Genomic DNA, 20,089 nt, shown 5'->3' on the forward strand with positions numbered 1-20,089 from the left:
CGTGCGGGGCCGGTGGGTACCGACCCCGCACGCCGGGGAGGATGGTCCGTCGATGCCGGGGCGATCGGACGGGGTGCCGTCGAGGGGAGTCGACGACGGATCCGTGCGGATCAGTAGGGACGGCTGTCCAGGACCTTCTTGGCCTGCTCCTGGTCGAACGCCTGGTCCTCGACGATGTAGCTCTTGTCGACGGACTCGCCGGCCACGACCTTCTTGACGACCTCGGCGGTCTTCTCACCGAGGAGCGGGTTGCACTCGACGATGTAGTTGAACTCGCCGTTCGAGAGGGCGGTCATGCCGTCCTTCACCGCGTCGATCGTGACGATCTTGATGTCGGTGCCGGGCTTGAGGCCCGCCGCCTTGATCGCCTCGAGAGCGCCGAGGCCCATGTCGTCGTTGTGGGCGAAGAGCAGGTTGATCTGCGAGCCGTACTTCTGCAGGAAGCCCTCCATGACGGTCTTGCCGTCGGCGCGGGTGAAGTTACCGGTCTGCGAGTCGAGGACCTTGATGTCGGTTCCCTTGATCGCGTCGTTGAAGCCGGTGGCGCGGTCGGTCGCGGCGGACGAACCCGTGGTGCCCTCGAGAACGACGAGGTTGGTGGGCGTCTTGCCGAAGTTGTCGGCGACCCATGTGCCCGCGGTCTCGCCCTCCTTCTTGAAGTCGAGGCCGATCCAGCTGGCGTAGAGGTCCTTGGATGCCGAGACCGTGCGGTCTTCGAGGATGACGGGGATGTTGGCGTCCTTGGCTTCCTTGAGGACGTCGTCCCAGCCGTCGCTCACGATGGGGGCGAGCACGATGGCGTCGACACCCTGGTTGATGAAGCTGCGGACCGCGGCGATCTGCGCCTCGGGCTTGTTGTCGGCCGCGTTGAAGACGAGGTTGAAGCCGTTGGCCTCGCTGAACGCCTCTTTCATCGACTCGGTGTTGGCGCTGCGCCATCCGCTCTCGGAGCCGGTCTGGGCGAAGCCGACCGTGATCTTGTCGCCGCTGCCGCCACCGGCGTTTCCGCCGCCGCCCGCACCGGCGCAGCCGGTGGCCGTGAACGCGATCGCTCCGACGAGCGCGATGCCCGCGATGATCTTGTTCGCCTTCATGATGAAACCTCCTCGTTTCGCCGGCTCCGATGCCGGTCATGTGATGCAGCCCCTCGGGTGAGCCGTGTGTGAATGTTAGCGCTCACAGAACGTCTTGTGTCAAGGAATTCGGCGTTACAGATGATCACGGATTGATAAATGTGAAGCCTCACACGACAGCCGGGGTCGATCGCGTGATCGCCGGGAGCGTTTCGCCGTGTTGCGTCCGGAGGGCCTATCCCCCGCGGGAGCGCCTACGGTCGTAGTCATGACTTCGCTTCCGCACAGCGCCCCCGAGGGCACTCCCGCCATCGGCACCTCGGTCTCGGCGGACGACTTCAAGAGAGCCTTCCGCGGCCACCCCGGCGGCATCGCCGTCATCACCGCGTACGGAGAGAACGGCCCCGTCGCGCTCACCGCCTCGTCGGTGTCGTCGGTGAGCGCCGACCCGCCTCTGCTGATCTTCTCGGTGTCGGCCCTGTCGTCGGCGACGCCGACGATCATCGCCGCCGATACGATCGTGGTGCACCTGCTCGACGCCGATGACATCTCGCTCGCCCGCGCCGGAGCCACCAGCGGACTCGACCGCTTCGCCGACACCACCACCTGGTCGCGCCTGTCCACCGGGGAGCCCGTCTACCACGGCGTGCGCGCGTGGCTGCGGTGCAAGGTCGTCAGCCGCATGGATGCCGGTGGCTCCACCGTCATCGCCGCTCAGGCCCTGCAGGTCGACGTCGAGCGCGACCTCGAACCCGGGGAATCCGGCGCCGCGCTGGTGTACCACAACCGTGCGTGGCACCGCCTCGGCGAGCACTCGCGCCTCGACGACTGACGCCCGCCGGCGCGTACGGCGCCGGGAAGGGAACTCAAGGCCGAACCGGGCGAGAGCTGCTCCACCGCCCGTGGGTGAGCGTCAGTGCGCGGCTGCGCCGCGTCGCGTCAGTCGCGAGATACCGGTCACGACGCCCACGATGAGGAGCCCCAGGATCAGCCCGAAGACGGCCGACATCGCGGTCTCGACGATCCAGACCACCACCGGGCCTGCGGCCTCGATCGCGTGCGTGACGAGATGGACCACGTCGTAGGGCCCCGACCACAGCGTCTCGGCGAGGTTCTGCAGCACGAGGTGCCCACCGACCCACAACATCGCGACGGTGCCGATCACGCTGATCACGCGGAAGACCGCGGGCATGGATGCCACGACCCGGGCGCCGAAGCGGCGGACGCCTCGCGACTCGCTCTTCATGAACCGCAGGCCGATGTCGTCGATCTTCACCAGCAGCGCGACCGCACCGTAGACGACCACCGTCATGGCCAGGCCGATGACGAGCAGGGCCCCCAGCGTCATCCAGATGCTGAAGTCGGGGTCGAGGCTCGACAGGGCGATGAGCATGATCTCGGTGCTGAGGATGAGGTCGGTGCGGACGGCCCCGAGGACGAGCTTCTTCTCGTCGCGCGGCTCGTCGGCGTCGTGCTCGCCGTGACTCACGCCGAACCACTCGAGCACCTTCTCGGCGCCCTCGAAGCAGAGGAACCCGCCGCCGATGATGAGCAGATACGGCAGCACCCACGGCGCGAAAGCCGTGAGCAGGAGCGCGATCGGGATGATGATCACGTACTTGTTGATGATGCTGCCGAGCGCGATCTTCCAGACCACGGGCAGCTCTCGCGCGGGGGTGAGCCCCTGCACGTACTGCGGAGTCACGGCGGCGTCGTCGATCACGACGCCGGCCGTCTTCGCGCTCGCGCGCATGGCGGCGCTGAGGATGTCATCGACGACGGCGAGCAGACCGACCGACATGCGCTTCTCCCGAGGGTGCGAGGGGCACGGCGCATGCGCACCGCAGGCACGACCCTATCGGGCCGGGGCGCCGCCTCGACGGGGGTGGCATGGCGGCGCGCACGGTAACTTCGCGCGCGGAGGAGAACGTGCGCTCGGAGGACATTCCACGGCGCCAGGTCCTCCCCTCGCCGATTCTCCTCCCGTCCAGGCGCTGTGTTCCGCGCACGCCCGAAGTTAGGGTGAGGCCAACACGAGCAGCAGGGGGTCGTATGTCGTTCATCACGCGAGGGTTCTCGGGCCGGCGACGGGAGCGCGATCCGCGGCTCCCGCCCGGGCAGACGCTCGTCGGCGACTGGCCTGTGCTCTCGGCCGGCCCGACCCCCGTCGTCGCCGACGAGACGTGGGAGTTCGCAATCGGCACCGAGAACGGCGTGCATCGCTGGACACGAGCCGAACTCGAGGCGCTCGGGGTAGAGGACGTCACCGTCGACATCCACTGCGTCACGCACTGGACCAAGCTCGACATGCCGTGGCGTGGGGTCTCGCTCGACCGTCTCTTCGCCGAGGTCGAGACCTCGCACCGCTACGCGATGGTGCATTCCTTCGGCGGCTACACGACGAACATCGCGCTCGACGACCTGCGCGGCGGCAAGAGCTGGATCGCCTTCGAAGCCGACGGGGCACCCCTCACCCCCGAGCACGGGGGACCCGCGCGGTTGCTCGTGCCCCACCTGTATTTCTGGAAGAGCGCGAAGTGGGTGCAGGGGCTCGTCACCATGCCGAGCGACAAACCCGGATTCTGGGAGCAGAACGGGTATCACCCGCACGGCGACCCGTGGCGGGAAGAGCGCTACGGGTGACCCGCCGCTCCCCCGCCTGGCACGTCGCAACCGTCGTCGAGTCGCGCCCCGAGACCACGACGGCGCGCCGCATCGAGCTCGAGGTGCCCACCTGGCCCGGCAATGACGCGGGCGCTCACGTCGATGTCCGCCTCACGGCGCCAGACGGCTATCAGGCGTCGCGGTCGTACTCGCTCGCCTCGTCGGGCGCGGGCACGCGGCTCGTGCTCGCCGTCGACGAGGTGCCCGAGGGAGAAGTGTCGCCCTTCCTCGTGCACGACCTCCGCGCGGGAGACCAGATCGAGGTTCACGGACCCCTCGGAGCGTTCTTCATCTGGCATCCCTCCGACGATCCCTCGCCCGTGCAACTGATCGCCGGAGGCTCGGGCGTCGTGCCCCTCTTCGCCATGGCGTCGGCTCACGCCGCGAGCGATGACCCCGCGCCGTTCCGCCTGCTGTACTCGGTTCGCTCTCCGCAGGATGTCTTCTTCGCCGACGAGGTGTCCGCCCTCGCCGACGATCGCTTCCGTCTCGACACCGTCTACACCCGCCGCACCCCGCCCGCGTGGCCAGAGCCGCCCGGTCGCTTGACCCCTGAACGCCTGCGGAACGCCGTGTTCTCGCCGCTCGAGCGCCCGCGCATCTACGTGTGCGGCCCCACCCCCTTCGTCGAGGCCGTTGCGGGATGGCTCGTCGACGCCGGGCACGACCCCGTCCGTGTGAGGACTGAGCGGTTCGGCGGCGCTTGACGACTCCGCGCGACGGCGATGCCCCGAGCGGTCCGTTCGTCGAGCTTTCTTGGGGTGGGATGCCACGGCATCCCACGTCTCATGCTCCCGACGCGGGCCCGCGGAAGGCGTGGCCGCGGTCGTCGTGTTCGCGAGCCCGAGGAGACCGGCAGCGGCCCGGGCATCACAAAAGGCCCCGGCGAACCGGGGCTTTTTCTGCGGAGACGGAGGGATTTGAACCCTCGGTCCCCTTACGGGGACTCCACCTTAGCAGGGTGGTGCACTAGGCCTGACTATGCGACGTCTCCAGGTGATCGACGCCCTGCGGCGCGAACACACCGGTCCATACTAACCGGATGCCGCCCGGCATTCGAACCACGTTCGGCATGCCGGGCGGCGAGGCTCAACCGCGGACGTTTCCATTCGAGCAGGTCGCTTGCGCGGCGGTCTGCCCGGCGATGCCGCTCGGCAGCTGGATCGCGTCCGACGTGGGCGCGGGCGAGGCCTGAGCGGTCTCGGTCGGCGCCGGGCTGGCGGTGTTGACCGGGGCGGGCGTCTGGGTGGGAGCGGGCGTCGCGTTCGCATCGACGACCACACCGTTCCCGTCGCTGAGGTTGCCCGACAGCTCGAGGGGCTGGTTCGCCGCGAGGGCGGCCCACAGCGTGTCGGCGTCAGTGCGGTCGGGCACGACGCGGTTGGGGTTGGAGGGGTCGGTGTAGGTCGGGTACTGGATGAAGACGATCTCGTTGAACGGCACGTCCTTGACCGCGGACGCGATCTGCACGAGCGTCAGCGGGTTCGTCAGCGACGTCGAGGGGTCGACGTTGCGCAGCGCCGTCGAGGCGAGCTTGTAGAGCGTCGCCGGGTTCGACAGCACGTCCTGGCTCTTCAGCTTGTTCGCCAGTCGCGACATGTACTGCTGCTGGTTGGAGATGCGACCCAGGTCGCCGCCGTCGCCGACACCGTGACGGGTGCGGAGGAACTGCAGGGCGTCCAGACCCTGTACCGTGCGCATGCCGGCGGGCCAGTCGATGCCGGTGTAGCGATCCTTGATTCCGTTGGCGATGCAGACGTCGACGCCGCCGATCGCGTCGGTGATGTTGATGACGCCGCCGAAGCTGACCTTCGCGGCGAAGGGGATCTCGAGGCCGCTCAGCTCCGAGATGGTCTGCACGACGCACGAGAGGCCGCCATACGAGAACGCGGAGTTGATCTGTTGCTTGCTCATCGCGGATGTCTCGTTGCCGTCCTTGTCGGTGCACGAGGGGATCGGCACCATGAGGTCGCGCGGGAACGAGATGACGGTGACCCGGCGAGGAGCATCGGAGATGTGCACCAGCATGTTGACGTCGTTGAGGCTGCCCTCGGAGTCGGCGCCCGTGCAGCGATCGCCGAAGAGCTGGGCGAAGCTCGGCTCGCACTCGTCGGTGCCGACGAGGAGCATGTTCACGCCGCCCTTGAGCTCACCGAGGTCGGGCGGGACGGCCGGCTGACCCTTCAGCTCGACGGCGTCGGCGGTGAAGCTCTGGGTGAGATCGACCGCCGCGTAGGCCAGGACAGCACCGCCCGAGACCAGGAGGACGGCGAGAGCGATCGCAACGCCGCGGAACAACTGCGCGAGGGGGCCCGGCGAGGTGAGTCGCCCGTGGCGCGCGACGGTTCGCTGACCGCGCGGGGTGGAGGTCTTGCTCACTCGTGTCCTTTCGAGACGGATGCCACCGGCCCGGCAGCACGTCGACCTCGACGAATCGGCGAGAGGTCGGGGTAATACTAGGGACCGCGATCTGTGAATGCCGTGAGGATCGGGCGTTTCGCCGGGGGCGGGGTGCGGGACGCGTCCCGACGGTGCGTGATCGAGACGACCCGGGTCGACGAGTCGCGCGGCGTGGGCCCAACGACGTTCTCATCCCGCTCAGCCGGCCATAACGACGAAGCGGACCCCTGCGGGGCCCGCTTCGTCGTTGCGGAACCTGCGCGATGGCTTTCGAACCCCTCCTGGGAGACGCAGCGGCTGCTCAAGTGGATCGAAACCCGACGATGACCGAGCGACTTCGAACGCCTGATCAGTGAAGACAAACCCGGGGCACCAAGCTGGCCACCCCCTACGTTGTTGAATCAGCGACGTTCTCGAATCAGCCCCGTTCTCGACGAGGCGTGGGAAGGGCCCACTATGCTCACGCCATGACAGCCCGAATCAATGAGCACGGCTGGACTCCGCTGGACGGTGCCCTACCCGAGACCCTCGACGCAGACAAGATCTATGTCATCCCCACCCGCGCCGCTGGCCAGACCGCGGAAGGAGCGAAGCCGGAGCTCTACTACACGGACAACGTCAGATATCTCCCGAAGGCTGCTCGAGCCCAGGGCCTGCCATTGGAGTTCTCGCAGCCTGAGGGCGAGCGGCACTACTTGCAAGAGTTCAGTATCGACCCTGAGATGTGGTCGCTGGGACTGGCGATGCTGACGATTGCCAGCGACTGGCTCATTCTGGCCGTGAGTCTGTTCATTTCTCAGCGAGCAGACAATCAGGGTTGGACAAACGAGGAGGCGCATGAATTGCCGTTGCGGGTCTACGTCGCCGAGACCGAGACGGGGCGCGACATCGAGCTCGAAGGCAGCGGTACCGATGTGATCGAGGCTCTCAAGGTGCTGCAGGCCGAAGCCAAGAAGCGTGAACAGGGCGAATCGCGTGACTGACCGCAGAGGGCAGCAGTTCAAGATGCTCATTCTGCAATGGGGACCGATTCCGCCCTCGGGCGGCCCCCACCGCGATCGGTACCTCGATCATTTCGGTCGGGCGTCGCTGCAGACTGCGGAGGACGAGTACGACGAAGTGATGAGGCTTCTCGGTACCGACGCGGCACACATTCCAGCACTCGACTTCGACCTGGTTGAGAACGACGACCGTGCACGACGCGCTACCCAGCGCCAGAAACGCGCCGAGTGGCTCGCGTTCCAATCCACCATTCACACTAAACTGCTCGATGAGATTGAGCCGCACATTCGGAAATCAGTCTCTGCTGCGATGGATGCGCTGAACTATCTCGAGGACCACCCGCTCCGCGAGGCCGCTCACGGAGCGATTCACCGCGCGGCGTTTGTGAAGCGCGGGCTTTTCGGCTGCCCGATTACCTATCGCGACGACGGGGATTACTGGACGGATTGCCCCATCAACATCTCCCACCTAAGGATGGGAGTCTCAGCCGGACTCGTGAGCGACTTCGAGTGCTCCATCTGCGGCAAGCTGGTCGAAGACTGCGACCATGAGATGCGTCAGTACTACCCGAAGGTCGCGGAACGCGACGGTGAAGGCAAGTGCACCATCTGCAACGAGACAGAGTGCGACCACCGCGCCGGTGAGACCGTCCTGGTCGAGGCATGGGCGAGCGCTCGTAACGTCAAGGCAAACGAAGTGTCTATGGTTGCACGCCCTCGCTACCCGCTCGCAAGAATGGTCGAGAAGTCATTTGACCTAGGGCGGGCCGGCGAAGATCCACGAGTTCGCGACGCCGCAAGGCGAGGCGTGCTTAACTGCGACGGAGACCTCGGTCCCTGCAAAGGATTTAATGAGATGTCCGACTGGGACGTGAAGAGCGCGTCGTCCTCTGATGAGGACGAGGCGCAGGAGATCGACTTGTTCTAGCACCCTTATCCAACCGCGAGCGCAGTTTCTTCGATAGCAGCACGCAGGGCGGGCGAGCGGCCCCTGTCGCACCCAACGCGCTGCCGGCACCGCCAGTCGATTGCGGGATCGCAAGTGCTGGACAGTTTGGAGAAGGCAGTGCCTCGGAGTCTGAGCGGCAGCTTTAGCGAGCAGTCAGCAATAGTCGACCGTACCTCCGCGCGGCATTTACGCTCGCGTTGCCCAAGATCGCGCGCATCAAGAGAGGCGCGTCTCGATCAGTGTGGTGGGTTGGTCTTCATCCCCAAAAGCCAGGTAGTCCTCGGCAATGAAATCGAGAAGATACAGATACGCGGCGCGTGCGACGCGCAAAGCTTGGAGAGACGCTGACGCAAGGTCCTTCTCACCAACGGAGACGATCGCGTCACGGGTAGGCCCCGTGTAACCGTCTCGCTTGACGTGAACGAGGCGATGAGTACCGGCGTTTCGCAGGAGCTGGGCGTCAGCATATAGACCGTTCTCGTCGACATCGTAGGCAAGCTCTGCGAGCGCGAATCTGTAGTTTGGCCACGGCTTGAACTGAGGAAGCTCGGGCCGCAACTCAGATGTCTTTCGATTGGTCCAGAAGGTGCGGAATTTGACTCGGTCCGCCGGGTCTCCAACTTCGAAGTAAAGATTCGCGACGACGGCGATCTTGTCTAGTACGTCCAGGGTCGCGCGCTGTGCGAGAACAATCTTGGCCGCGGGCTGGCCGAACACCGAGTTGTCGTTTGTCTCGGCGTAGGTACCGCTTTCGTCAGTGGCGCCGTCCGCAAGTTCGACGATGCCGTCGTAGGCAAGCCGACGAGCCACCAGGTATTCGGACTTCAGGACATTGACCGCTGCGAAGATCGCCAACGGTGTCGGCGAATCAGTGGGAATGAGCGCAGCCTCCACGTCCGCGTCATCCCAGCGGGGCCCCTCGGATCCGAGACCCTCCATTGCCACTGACAGAGCCAGGCGGTTCTGCGCTACCCATCGCTGGTAGAAATCACCGGAGTCTCCGTCGTGGGACTCGTGACCAACCCCATCAATTTCCCGGAGAGCATCCCAGCCATCGGCCGCCGCCTCGCTCGAAATTCCGATTGTGTGTTCGCGCAGCCGCTTCGCTAGGCGCGCGTACCTATTAAAAAGCGCTGCGTAGTGGCCGGGCTGACCACGGCGAAGCCGGATCCGCGATGCCAGCAGCTCAGCGATGTTCCCCGCGGCATTGCCGTTGTTTGGGTACTCGGTGAGGGAATCCTGGTAGGCCTCGTAGGCTTCGAGCCACCTGCCCGAAGTGTCGAGAGCGTTGCCCAGATTACACAGCGCCTTCGATCGAAGGATGGGCTCAACGTAAGGTGAGTGGCCGGTTCCGGCGAGGAGCAGCCGAGTCTCTCGGAGCCGCTCGCGGAGGGACCAGCGCAAGGGCTGCTCCTCCGGATCGTAACCGTCCTTCGACGCCCATCGCCGACGCTCAGCCACATCGATCTGCTCGGACACAGTCGTCCCAAGACTGTACGCCGCCCAAGCCTTCAGAGACTCCGAGACGTCTGCCGCCATGACCTCTCGGAAAGATTCTTCTGCATCGACAAGCACGTCATCTCGACTCCCGGGCGGGATCGCGTCGCTCATCATCCCCGCTGCGCGACACAGCACCTCGTAGTAGTCCTCCGTGGAGACTTCGGTGGGTGCATGGAGCTGACGAAGTCGCGCAATTTGCTCCTGCACTCCCGTGAGGACGCGCATTCGCGCTTGGTCGGGCAGCTGTGCGAGCCGGTCGAGCTCACCGTGGATATCTCGCATGCTGAAGTTCATCTCACCCCTCGCGTCGAGCTCCCCGTGCAGTCTCCGACGGCTGTGGTGCAGCCATCGTTCAGTCCAACCGGTTTCTGGCAGCACCATGCTGCGAGAAGTGCTAACCAAGGGAGGTACGGCACGCCGAGGAGTCGACGGTCAGCCTCCTGAATGAACCGCACTGCTATGCACCGGCACTCGCGAGCTGTTCACGTCACGCTCGTCTCGAAAACGACATGAACTTACGCACCTCGTCGATAAGCAGGGCTCGAGGACGAAATGTTTGGCGGAGGGTGTGGGATTCGAACCCACGGGACATTGCTGCCCACTGGTTTTCAAGACCAGGTCCATCGGCCGCTCGGACAACCCTCCTGAACGCACCGAGTCTACCGAGCCGCGAACGCGGCGCGACACGGCGATGGACGGCGGCCCCCGGGCGAACTCGCTCCCGGGGGCCGCCGCCGGAGCTCAGCCGAGCGGTCCGTACGCCGCGGGCGTCGTGCGGGCGTGGGTGGCCTGCTCGAAGTCGTAGGCAAGGCCCAGGAGCGGGCCCTCCGCGAAGTCGCGGCCGAGGAACTCCAGGTTCACTCCCCCGGTCGAAGCCTCGGTCGACAGCCCCTGGCCCATGGGCACCGTGACGGCCGGCAGACCCGTGTTGGGGCTCAGGCGCATGTTGGTCCCGATGGTGCCGTAGGGGTTGCCGGTCGGGTAGACCACGGCATCCAGCTTCTGGTCGTCCATGAAGGCCGTCATGATCTGCTTGCCCTTTGCGAGCTGCAGGGTGTGCGATCCCTGCGGACCGGCCCAGGCCTGGTAAGCCGACTCGGTGATGGCGGCGCGCTGGCCGTAGGGGTTGTTCGCGCGGCCGGGGACGATGTTCGGCGACTGCGAGATCGCGAGCAGGCTCCGTGCGCTCACCGACGGGTTCAGGTAGGCGTTGATGTAGTTCTGCAGGTCGTGGTTAAATTCCGGCCCGCTGCCGCTGCCCTCGCCCACGATGGCCGAGAAGCCGTCCGGCGGCGTGAGCGCGACGACCGTCGCGCCCCGCGCCTCCATGGCGGCCTTCGCGTCGGCGAAGAGACGCTGCGTGATCGGGTTCGAGCCGAGCATCGTCGTCAGATAGCCGATCCTCTTGCCCTTCAGCGACCCGCTGTCGAGGTACGACGTGTACGTCTCCGGCACCTTGCCGGCCTGACGCGCGGTGACGGGGTCACCCGCGTCTTCGCCGACGACGGCGTCGAGGGCGATCGCGGCATCCTGAACAGAACGGGCGATCGGACCACCGGTGTCCTGCGAGAGCGCGAGCGGCACGATGCCGTCGCGGCTGGCGAGGCCGACCGTCGGACGCACACCCACGAGCTGGTTGTACGTCGAGGGGATGCGGATCGACCCACCGGTGTCGGTGCCGAATCCGATGCCGGCGAGGTTGGCAGCGATCGCGGCTCCCGTTCCCCCGCTCGAGCCGCCGGAGGTCTGGGCGGTGTCGTAGGGGCTCGACACGGTCAGCGCCGTTCCGTTGGGCTGGAAGGCCGACCACTGCGACGACAGGTTGATGGCGAACTCGTCCATCGACGCCTTGGCGACGATGACCGCCCCGTCGGCGCGCAGACCCTTGACCATCGTGGCGTCGGTCGACGTCTGGTTGCCGGCCCAGCAGCCGCAGCCGGCGGTGGTGGGCATGTCGGCGGTGTTGTAGTTGTCTTTCAGAGCCACCGGGATGCCGAGCAGCATCCCCGTCATGCCCTTCTCAGCGCGGATTGCGTCGGCGGCCGCGGCGGCCTTGAGCGCGACCTCGCTCGTCGAGATGATCGAGTTGAGCGGGCGCACACCCGCGGGACGCACGACCTTGTCGTAGGCCGCGATGCGGTCGAGGTACTGCTGCGTCAGCGACACCGAGGTGATGACCCCGGCGTTCATCGCCGCCTGCATCGCCACCGCGTCGGCCTCGACGATCTGGAAGGGGCCGTCGTCGTAGATGATGCGCTCCGACAGCAGGGCCAGATCGGATGCCGTCACGGCACCGTCGTCGTCGAGGTCGAACCGCGCGGCATCCGCCCATCCGGCATCGCTCGAGGTCGTTGCCAGGTACGGGGCCAGGGCCTCGAGGTCGGCCGTGGTCACCTGCGCATCGCCCGTGACGTCGAGCTCGGTGTAGTACGGCGCGAGGAAGGGAGCTGCCGCAGGAGACGGCGCGGGGGCGGCGAGGGCGGCGGCCGGGGCGACGACGGCCCCGGCGACGACGACACCGAGCGAAGCGGACACGGCCAGAACACGGCGGGCCAGGGGGGTCATGACGGATCCTTCGCGAAACGGGACGGACGAGCGGGACGCGGTCATTCGCGCACCGCCTGACGACGGCGGAGCACGAGCAACGTGCCTCCGGCGAGGAGGGCGACACCGAGGGCGCCGGAGACGAACCACGGGGTTGCGTCGACGCCCGTCGTCGCGAGGTCGTTCGGGCCCTGGGCTGCGGGCGCCGGGGCGGCCGTGGCCGACGCGGACACCGAGGGCGACGGCGACGACGGGTCGGACGGCTGCGGCTCGGGAACGGGGACGGCCTCGATGACGACGGTTCCGGATGCCACATCGTTCGCCGTCACGACCTCTCCGGTCGACGACACCAGACGCACTGACGACAGCTGGACGAGGGCCGACCCTGCCGCGAGCGAACGGAGGGGGATGGATGCCAGGACGACATCGCTCGTGCCCGACAGCCCGGGCGAGGTGCCGAGGCGCGTGTGCGAGACGGTCAGCGTGCCGGGCCCCGTGACGGTCGAGGTGAAGCCGCCCGCGGGACCGGTGGGCGCGTCGGTGGCGGGCTCGACGAGAGCGGGGTCGTAGGTGAGCTCCAGGTCGTAGGAGTAGAGGTCGCTCACCGCCGCACCCGTGACGGTCACGACGAACGGGTCACCCGCGGTGACCTCGGCCGGGTCGATCTCGAGCGAGAGGGTCGCGGTGGGAAGGGCGGCATGCGCCGCGGGCGCGGCGGCCAGCGGCCCGAAAAGGGCGAGGGCCGCCACGAGGGCGGCGCCGAGACGGCGTGCCGATCTCGGGCGTGAGGCGGGGCTGTGGGCAGTCATGCGTGGGTCAAGCTCCTCGGGTGATGGAACGAGCACGACCGGGATCCGCGTGGGCCTCTCGGCGTCCGTCGGTCGTGGGGGGCGACCCGACCCTGCCAGAGCGGCATGTCGGACAAGTTGCGGCACATTTCCATCGCATATCCATAAGCGAATGAGAGGCCGTTTTCAGCCGCCCGAGGTCGTCGTCCAGCCCCGGGCTCCGGCACAGTACGCCGGATAGCGTCGGAGCATGGCCTTGACGACCCGCAGCCCCCTGGCATCCTTCTTCCTCCGACTCGGCAGGCAGGTGTGGGTGCGCGCGGCGCTGTTCACCGTCATCGGGGTGATCGTCGCCCTCGCAGCGGGTCTGCTCGGGCCACTGCTGCCGTTCGAGTTCGGTCTGGAGCTGGGCCAGGATGCCGTGGGCTCGCTGCTGCAGATCATCGCGACCGCGATGCTCACCGTGAGCACCTTCTCGGTGACGGCGATGGTCACGGCGTTCTCGTCGGCGACGACCACCGCGACGCCCCGGTCGACGCCCCTGCTGATCGCGGACACGACCTCGCAGAACGCCGTGTCGACCTTCGTCGGCGCTTTCACCTTCTCGCTCGTCGGGATCGTCGCCCTGTCGACGGGTTACTACCACCCGCAAGGGCGGGCGATCCTCTTCGTCAGCACACTGGTCATCATCGGAATCGTCGTGTTCACCCTGCTGCGGTGGATCTCGCACCTCTCGACCTTCGGCCGGATGGCCGACGTCATCGATCGTGTGGAGAAAGCGGCCACGGCCTCTCTGGAATGGCATGCTGAGCGGCCGACGTTGGGGGCTCGCGCCTCGACCGCGCCGCCCTCGGGGGCCGTCGGAGTGCACGCCGACGAGGTGGGCTACGTCACTCATGTCGACGTCGCGGGACTCGACCGCATCGCCCGCCAGCACGACCTCGAGGTGCACGTGCACGCCACGCCGGGACGCATCGCCGATGCGCGCGTGCCCGTCGCCTTCGTCGTCGGCCGAGTCGACGGCGCCGTAGAGACGGCGGTGCGCCGGGCGTTCCGCATCGAACACCACCGGACGTTCGAGCAGGATCCGCGATTCGGCGTCATCGCCCTCACCGAGATCGGCAGCCGCGCGCTGTCGGCCGCCACGAACGATCCGGGGACGGCGATCGAGGTGATCGCAGCGCTGCAGCGGGTGTTCTCCCGAGCATTCGCCGTCGAGACCGATTCGTCCGTGGACTTCGAGGGGGTGTTCCTCCCCGCACCGCGCCTCGCCGACCTGGTCGACGACGCCTTCCGGCCGTTGGCGCGTGACGGTGCGGCCGACGTCGAGGTGCAGGTGCGGCTGCAGAAGTGCCTCGCCTCGCTCGCGGCATCCGCTCCCGACCGGGCGGAGGTCTTCCGGGATGCCGCCCGCGCGGCCCTCGAGCGCAGTCGGCGCGCCTTGGACCGCACCGACGCGCGCACCCTGCGTGCCGCCACCCGAGGGGCGTGGAGTCCCCGCGGTCTCTGAGTGCGGGATACGCCGCGGCTATGGAGTTGCTGCGTTCGCGGGCGAAAACGTTGAACCGCTCCGGTGACCGGCGTAGACCGAGAACATCACCCCACGACCCGCCGGGCCGTTCGAGTTGAGGAGGTCATCATGCTCGTCACCACGCTGTCAGCGCAGGTCGTTCTCGCCGTCTTCGCGCTCGTCTACGCGGCATCCGTCTTCGCCGCCATCGTCGCCCTGCGCGACCCGCAGGCGTCTGCCGGACTCAAGGCCGCCTGGGCGACCGCCCTGCTGCTGCTGCCGCCGGTCGGTCTCGTCGCGTGGGAGGCGGCGCGCGTCGTCGACCACCGGGCGGCGCACCGACCCGTGACCGTCGTCGACCGCACCGCCTATCTCGCCGACCGCGCCGCACACGTCGCCAGCGGCTCCGCGCGAGTCTGACCCCCACGCCGGGCGTGAGCCCGCGCGGGTCCGGTCACGCCGGGCCCGCGGGCCGCCCGCACGGCGTCAGAGCGCGCGAAGAATCGCGGCGACACCGCCCTCGGTGACCGAGAGGCCGACCTCGCCCGCCGCGGCGTGCACCTCGGGCGGACCCTGGTGCATCGCGACCGCGCGGCCGCCGTTGCGGACCGCCCACTGCATCATCTCGATGTCGTTGCGGCCGTCGCCCATCACCAGTACGTTCTCGGGCGCGATGTCGAGCCAGCCGCGCACGAGCTCGAGGGCGGTCGACTTGTCCACCCCCTGCGGGGCGATGTCGAGCCACGCGGTCCATCCGATCGCGTACGACACCTGATTGAGGCCGATGCGCTCGACCAGCTCGAGGAAGTCCTGGTCGGTCTGCTCGGGCGCCACCACGACCACCCGGCAGACCGGCTGCAGCGAGAGCTCGGCGAACGACACCTTGTTCGCTCCCTGGAGATTCCAGTCGTCGAGGTAATCGGTGAACAGTCGCGAGCCGTCGGGCAGTTCGACGAGGAAGTGCGCATCGGGCAGGTGCTCGCCGAGCAGCGTCAGCACCTCTGTGGGGTCGAACGTCTCGACGTGAGCACGCTCGTACACGGCGGCGTCGGCGTCTCCGACCCGGCGCATGACGATCGCCCCGTTCGAGCAGACCGCGTACTCGGGACGGATGCCGAGGCGATCCATGATCGGGTGGGTGCTGGCCCAGCTGCGACCGGTGGCGAGCATCACCTCGTGACCGGCGTGCTGCGCGCGCACCGCCGCCTCGGCGACGCCCGGGCTGAGCGAGTCGTCCTCGAGCAGAACCGTACCGTCGATGTCGAGCGCGATGAGCATGCGCTCCGCGGGTTTCTCGTCGGCGAGGTCGGCGACCAGATCGGCCGCCTCCTGCTTCGGCGCGCTCTCGACGGCACCGGTCTGGGGAAAGGCGGCCTCGTCGGTCACGCGATCGGCTCCATGACCTCGAGCCCGCCGAGGTACGGACGCAGAACCTCGGGCACCGTCACCGACCCGTCGGCGCGCTGATGCGTCTCGAGCAGGGCCACGATCCACCGGGTCGTGGCGAGAGTGCCGTTGAGGGTGGCGACCGGCTGGGTCTTGCCGCCGTCCGGACGGAAACGGGTATCGAGGCGACGAGCCTGGTACGTGGTGCAGTTCGAGGTGCTGGTGAGCTCGCGGTAGGCGCCCTGCGTGGGCACCCACGCCTCGATGTCGAACTTGCGCGCGGCACTCGAGCCGAGGTCGCCGGCGGCGACGTCGATCAGGCGGTAGGCGAGACCGAGGTCCTGCAGCATGCTCTCCTGCATCGCGACGAGGCGCTCGTGCTCGGCCTCGGCGTCGGCGGGATCGGTGTAGACGAACATCTCCAGCTTGTTGAACTGGTGCACCCGGATGATGCCGCGGGTGTCCTTGCCATACGAGCCCGCCTCGCTGCGGTAACAGGTGGACCACCCGGCGTAGCGCTTCGCACCGCGTTCCAGATCGAGGATCTCGTCCATGTGGTACCCGGCGAGGGGGACCTCGCTCGTTCCCACGAGGTAGAGGTCCTCTTTGTCGAGGTGGTACACCTCGTCGGCGTGCTGGCCGAGGAACCCGGTGCCGCGCATGACCTCGGGACGCACGAGCGTCGGGGGGATCATCGGGGTGAAGCCCGCCTGCAGCGCCCGGTCGAGGGCGAGGGTCATGAGCGCGAGCTCGAGTCGCGCACCGATGCCGGTGAGGAAGTAGAAGCGACTGCCCGAGACCTTCGTGCCGCGCTCCATGTCGATCGCGCCGAGCTTCTCGCCGAGGGCGAGGTGGTCGAGCGGCTCGAAGTCGTAGGACGGGATCTCGCCGTGGGTGCGGAGTGTGACGAAGTTCTCTTCGCCACCCGAGGGCACTCCCTCGAGGACGATGTTCTCGATCTTGCCGAGGGCGGCGTCGGCGGCGGCCTCGGCCTCGGCGACGGCGTGTTGAGCGGTCTTGACGCGCTCGCTGAGCTCTTTCGCCTCGGCCACGAGCGCGGCCTTCTCGTCTTTGGGCGCCTGGGCGACGCGCTTGCCGTGCGCGTTCTGCGCGGCACGCAACTCCTCGAAGGCGGTGATGGCGGCGCGGCGGTCGCGGTCGGCGGCGAGGGCCTCGTCCACCGAATCCGGCGACTCCCCGCGGGCGATCTGGGAGCGCTTCACGAGCTCGGGATCTTCACGCAGCAGAGTCAGGTCGATCACGCGTCCATCCTATGGTCGCCGCCGGGGCCGATCCTGCGCCGCCACGACCCCGCGTGGTGAGCACCGGACCGCGGAACGACGGGCTCATTCTCGGGGCGCATGGGTCTTCGGCATCCCCCGTCAAGCCCGCCTCTGCCGCGCGTATCGGGATCCACCGCGGTCCTATGGTGGAGCCATGGCCGCCCCTGACGAGCCGCGTGACGACGCGGACGCTCCCGAAACAGTCTCCGCCGATGCCCCCGCCGAGGTGAAGGCGGATGCCGCCGCAGCCGAGGGCTCCGACGACCACTTCCACGCCGCACGCCTGGGCGACGACGTCGGCGACCGCCCGCGCAAGGACGTGCCCGACCCGAAAGACGCGGCCGAGCCCGACGACGTCATCCACCAGCCCGAGGACGTCGCCCCCGACACCTCGGAAGAGACGCCGGGCAAGACCCAGCGCGTCGACGCCGAGGGCGACGAGGCACCCATGGATGCCGAGCCGACCCAGAACAAGCGCGCCGCCCTCGTCTACAACCCCACCAAGGTCGAGCCCGAGACGCTGCGCGCCCGCGTGGCCGAGCTCGCGGCCGCCGCCGAGTGGGCCGAGCCCCTGTTCTACGAGACGACGGTCGACGACCTCGGCGACGACGCGACCCGCGCTGCTCTCGACGAGAAGGTGGACGCCGTGCTCGTGGCCGGCGGCGACGGCACGGTGCGCGCGGTGGCCGAGGCTCTGACCTCGACGGGCGTCCCGCTGACGATCATCCCGAGCGGCACAGGGAACCTGCTCGCCCGCAATCTCAACCTTCCGCTCACCGACACCGACGCGATGATCCGCGCGACGTTCGAGGGCGACATCCTCTCCATCGACACCGGCATCGCCCGCATCCGACGCGTCGACGGCGAGGTCGAAGAGCACGGGTTCTCGGTCATGGCCGGCATCGGCCTGGACGCCGCGATGATCCAGAACACGCGTGACGATCTGAAGAAGCAGGTCGGCTGGGTCGCCTACGTCGACGGAGCGGCACGCTCGCTCGTCTCGGCGAAGCCGTTCCGCGTCATGTACCAGCTGGACGGACACCGCCTGCACTCGGCGAAGGTGCAGAGCGTGCTCTTCGCGAACTGCGGGGCCCTGCAGGGCGGCGTGGCGCTGATCCCCGATGCGTCCGTCGCAGACGGTCGACTCGACGTGGCCGTCCTGCAGCCGAGCGGTGTGCTGGGGTGGCTGGGCGTGTGGCGCAGCATCGTGTGGGACAACTCGGTGCTGCGCAAGTTCCGCGCCGGACGCCGCGTGCTCGAGCGCCGCAAGGACACCTCGGTGCGCTACCTCCGCGGCACCGGCATCGAACTGGCCACGGCCCCCGCGCAGCCGATCGAGCTGGACGGCGACGAGTTCGGTGAGGCGACGCGCATCTACACCCGCATCATCGCCGGCGGGCTCGTGGTCGCGCTGCCGAAGGGCCACGACACCTCGACGCTCTGACCGGGCGGGGTTCGCGCCAGATCACGTGATCTGGCCGAACGCACGCGCCACGGCGCGTGGCATCGGCGAGGTCACGTGATCTCGTTGGTCCAGCCGAGCGGCGGGCGGCGCGACGGCACGGCGGGTGTCAAGCCCGGAGAGCCGGATGCCGCGATCGATAGCGTCGGGGAATGGCTTCGCCCTCGATCGTATGGTTCCGTGACGACCTGCGCCTGACCGACAACCCGGCACTACGAGCCGCCCTCGACCGCGACGAACCGATCATCGCGCTCTACGTGCTGGACGAGGAGTCCGATGGCGTTCGCGCGATCGGCGGGGCGGCGCGGTGGTGGTTGCACGGGTCGCTGACGTCGCTCGGCGAGCGCCTCGAGGAACGCGGGAGCACCCTCGTGCTTCGCCGGGGCGCGGCATCCGAGGTCCTCCCGGCCGTGGTCGAAGAGGTCGGGGCGGGCGCGGTGTTCTGGAACCGGCGCTACGGCGGGGCCGAGCGCGAGATCGACGCGGGCCTCAAAGAGAAGTTGCGCGACGAGGGGGTCGATGTCGCCTCGTTCGCCGCCAACCTGCTGTACGAACCGTGGACGGTGCGTACGCAGTCCGACAAGCCCTATGGCGTCTACAGCCCGTTCGCCCGGGCGGTGCAGAAGCTTGCGGCCCCGCGTCCACCGATGCCCGAGGCACGCAAGGTGCCCGGGGTGTCGGCATCCGTCGACTCCGACGACCTGTCGTCCTGGAGCCTGCTGCCGTCGAAGCCCGACTGGGCCGGAGGTCTGCGCGAGACCTGGGAGCCGGGGGAACCGGCGGCGAAGGCGCGTCTCAAGGAGTTCCTCGACGACGACCTCGGCGACTACTCGACGTATCGCGACGAGTTCGCCGGCGGTGCCACCTCGAACCTGTCCCCGCGCCTGCGCTGGGGCGAGCTCAGCCCGTACCAGGTGTGGCACGAGACCCTCGAACACAAGGGATCGGGTGAGCATGCGAAGAGCGCGGGCGGCTTCCTGTCCGAGCTGGTGTGGCGGGAGTTCGCCTGGCACGTCACGTTCCACTCGCCCGACATCGCGACGGTGAACTGGCGCCGAAACTTCGACGACTTCCCCTGGCCGAAGCTGAACCGCTCCCACCTCGAGACCTGGCAGCAGGGCAAGACGGGGGTGGCCGTGGTCGATGCCGGGATGCGCCAGCTCTGGCACACCGGCGTCATGCACAACCGCGTGCGCATGGTCACGGCATCCTTCCTCATCAAGAACCTGCTGATCGACTGGCGACACGGTGAGCAGTGGTTCTGGGATTGCCTGGTCGATGCGGATGCCGCGAGCAACCCCTTCAACTGGCAGTGGGTCGCGGGATCCGGCGCGGATGCCGCTCCCTACTTCCGCGTGTTCAATCCCGAGACGCAACGCAAGAAGTTCGACTCCCACGACCAGTACGTGCGCGCGTGGGCGCCCGAGTACCTCGGCGACAACCCGCCGGAGCCCATGGTCGACCTCGGCGAGACCCGCAAGCGCGCGCTCGACGCGTACGCGCAGGTGCGGCACGGGGGCTGAGGTTCC

General features: G+C 68.1%; 17 protein-coding genes and 2 tRNA genes. 9 read left to right on the forward strand and 10 right to left on the reverse strand.

Annotated features, from left to right (window positions below):
• Nucleotides 1-110: 110 nt before the first annotated feature.
• Complete coding sequence (locus MTE01_RS13755) at nt 111-1,094, reverse strand: ABC transporter substrate-binding protein (protein ID WP_103208477.1); 984 nt, start codon at nt 1,092-1,094, stop codon at nt 111-113.
• A gap of 247 nt (nt 1,095-1,341) precedes the next feature.
• On the opposite strand from MTE01_RS13755, the gene MTE01_RS13760 reads away from it, so the two are divergent.
• Nucleotides 1,342-1,905: a flavin reductase family protein gene (locus MTE01_RS13760; protein ID WP_141378078.1), complete on the forward strand. Its 564-nt coding sequence runs from the start codon at nt 1,342-1,344 to the stop codon at nt 1,903-1,905.
• 81 nt (nt 1,906-1,986) lie between these two features.
• Here MTE01_RS13760 and MTE01_RS13765 read toward each other — a convergent pair whose 3' ends face one another.
• Entirely contained in the window at nt 1,987-2,874 is an 888-nt protein-coding gene (locus MTE01_RS13765; protein WP_141378079.1) for a DUF808 domain-containing protein, read from the reverse strand.
• 251 nt (nt 2,875-3,125) lie between these two features.
• On the opposite strand from MTE01_RS13765, the gene MTE01_RS13770 reads away from it, so the two are divergent.
• Entirely contained in the window at nt 3,126-3,716 is a 591-nt protein-coding gene (locus MTE01_RS13770; RefSeq protein WP_116239384.1) for a molybdopterin-dependent oxidoreductase, read from the forward strand.
• Nucleotides 3,713-4,444: an FAD-binding oxidoreductase gene (locus MTE01_RS13775; protein ID WP_141378080.1), complete on the forward strand. Its 732-nt coding sequence runs from the start codon at nt 3,713-3,715 to the stop codon at nt 4,442-4,444. Before MTE01_RS13770 ends, MTE01_RS13775 begins: the two co-directional genes overlap by 4 nt.
• A gap of 198 nt (nt 4,445-4,642) precedes the next feature.
• Here MTE01_RS13775 and MTE01_RS13780 read toward each other — a convergent pair.
• Nucleotides 4,643-4,731, reverse strand: a tRNA-Ser gene (locus tag MTE01_RS13780).
• A gap of 95 nt (nt 4,732-4,826) precedes the next feature.
• Nucleotides 4,827-6,116, reverse strand: a complete 1,290-nt coding sequence (locus MTE01_RS13785) for an LCP family glycopolymer transferase (RefSeq protein WP_141378081.1) — start codon at nt 6,114-6,116, stop codon at nt 4,827-4,829.
• Between the two features lie 488 nt (nt 6,117-6,604).
• Between MTE01_RS13785 and MTE01_RS13790 the strand changes: the two genes are divergently transcribed.
• Both MTE01_RS13790 and MTE01_RS13795 read left to right on the forward strand, forming a co-directional pair.
• Nucleotides 6,605-7,120, forward strand: coding sequence for a hypothetical protein (locus MTE01_RS13790; protein WP_141378082.1), 516 nt, complete (start codon nt 6,605-6,607; stop codon nt 7,118-7,120).
• A 22-nt stretch (nt 7,121-7,142) separates the two neighbouring features.
• On the forward strand, nt 7,143-8,066 hold the full coding sequence (locus MTE01_RS13795; protein WP_170210709.1) for a hypothetical protein: 924 nt from the start codon (nt 7,143-7,145) through the stop codon (nt 8,064-8,066).
• Nucleotides 8,067-8,303: 237 nt separating this feature from the next.
• Here MTE01_RS13795 and MTE01_RS13800 read toward each other — a convergent pair whose 3' ends face one another.
• From MTE01_RS13800 to MTE01_RS13815, 4 genes are all read right to left on the reverse strand, one after another.
• On the reverse strand, nt 8,304-9,881 hold the full coding sequence (locus tag MTE01_RS13800; protein ID WP_141378084.1) for an LA2681 family HEPN domain-containing protein: 1,578 nt from the start codon (nt 9,879-9,881) through the stop codon (nt 8,304-8,306).
• A 263-nt stretch (nt 9,882-10,144) separates the two neighbouring features.
• A tRNA-Ser gene (locus tag MTE01_RS13805) sits at nt 10,145-10,232 on the reverse strand.
• 96 nt (nt 10,233-10,328) lie between these two features.
• Complete coding sequence (locus MTE01_RS13810; RefSeq protein WP_141378085.1) at nt 10,329-12,152, reverse strand: amidase family protein; 1,824 nt, start codon at nt 12,150-12,152, stop codon at nt 10,329-10,331.
• Between the two features lie 41 nt (nt 12,153-12,193).
• Nucleotides 12,194-12,940, reverse strand: a complete 747-nt coding sequence (locus MTE01_RS13815) for a cohesin domain-containing protein (protein ID WP_170210710.1) — start codon at nt 12,938-12,940, stop codon at nt 12,194-12,196.
• Between the two features lie 229 nt (nt 12,941-13,169).
• On the opposite strand from MTE01_RS13815, the gene MTE01_RS13820 reads away from it, so the two are divergent.
• Both MTE01_RS13820 and MTE01_RS13825 read left to right on the forward strand, forming a co-directional pair.
• Nucleotides 13,170-14,429, forward strand: a complete 1,260-nt coding sequence (locus tag MTE01_RS13820; RefSeq protein WP_141378086.1) for a DUF2254 domain-containing protein — start codon at nt 13,170-13,172, stop codon at nt 14,427-14,429.
• 129 nt (nt 14,430-14,558) lie between these two features.
• Nucleotides 14,559-14,849: a PLDc N-terminal domain-containing protein gene (locus MTE01_RS13825; protein WP_103208444.1), complete on the forward strand. Its 291-nt coding sequence runs from the start codon at nt 14,559-14,561 to the stop codon at nt 14,847-14,849.
• Between the two features lie 66 nt (nt 14,850-14,915).
• Here the strand turns inward: MTE01_RS13825 and MTE01_RS13830 are convergent, their stop codons facing one another.
• Nucleotides 14,916-15,815, reverse strand: coding sequence for an HAD family hydrolase (locus MTE01_RS13830; protein ID WP_174799702.1), 900 nt, complete (start codon nt 15,813-15,815; stop codon nt 14,916-14,918).
• Nucleotides 15,812-17,077: a serine--tRNA ligase gene (gene serS, locus MTE01_RS13835; protein WP_103208442.1), complete on the reverse strand. Its 1,266-nt coding sequence runs from the start codon at nt 17,075-17,077 to the stop codon at nt 15,812-15,814. The genes MTE01_RS13830 and serS overlap by 4 nt, the downstream gene beginning before the upstream one ends.
• Nucleotides 17,078-17,252: 175 nt before the next feature.
• On the opposite strand from serS, the gene MTE01_RS13840 reads away from it, so the two are divergent.
• On the forward strand, nt 17,253-18,542 hold the full coding sequence (locus MTE01_RS13840; protein ID WP_174799703.1) for a diacylglycerol/lipid kinase family protein: 1,290 nt from the start codon (nt 17,253-17,255) through the stop codon (nt 18,540-18,542).
• 170 nt (nt 18,543-18,712) lie between these two features.
• On the forward strand, nt 18,713-20,083 hold the full coding sequence (locus tag MTE01_RS13845) for a cryptochrome/photolyase family protein (RefSeq protein ID WP_141378087.1): 1,371 nt from the start codon (nt 18,713-18,715) through the stop codon (nt 20,081-20,083).
• Nucleotides 20,084-20,089: the final 6 nt, after the last annotated feature.

Origin of the sequence: Microbacterium testaceum, from assembly GCF_006539145.1 — a bacterium.
Classification (GTDB): domain Bacteria; phylum Actinomycetota; class Actinomycetes; order Actinomycetales; family Microbacteriaceae; genus Microbacterium; species Microbacterium testaceum.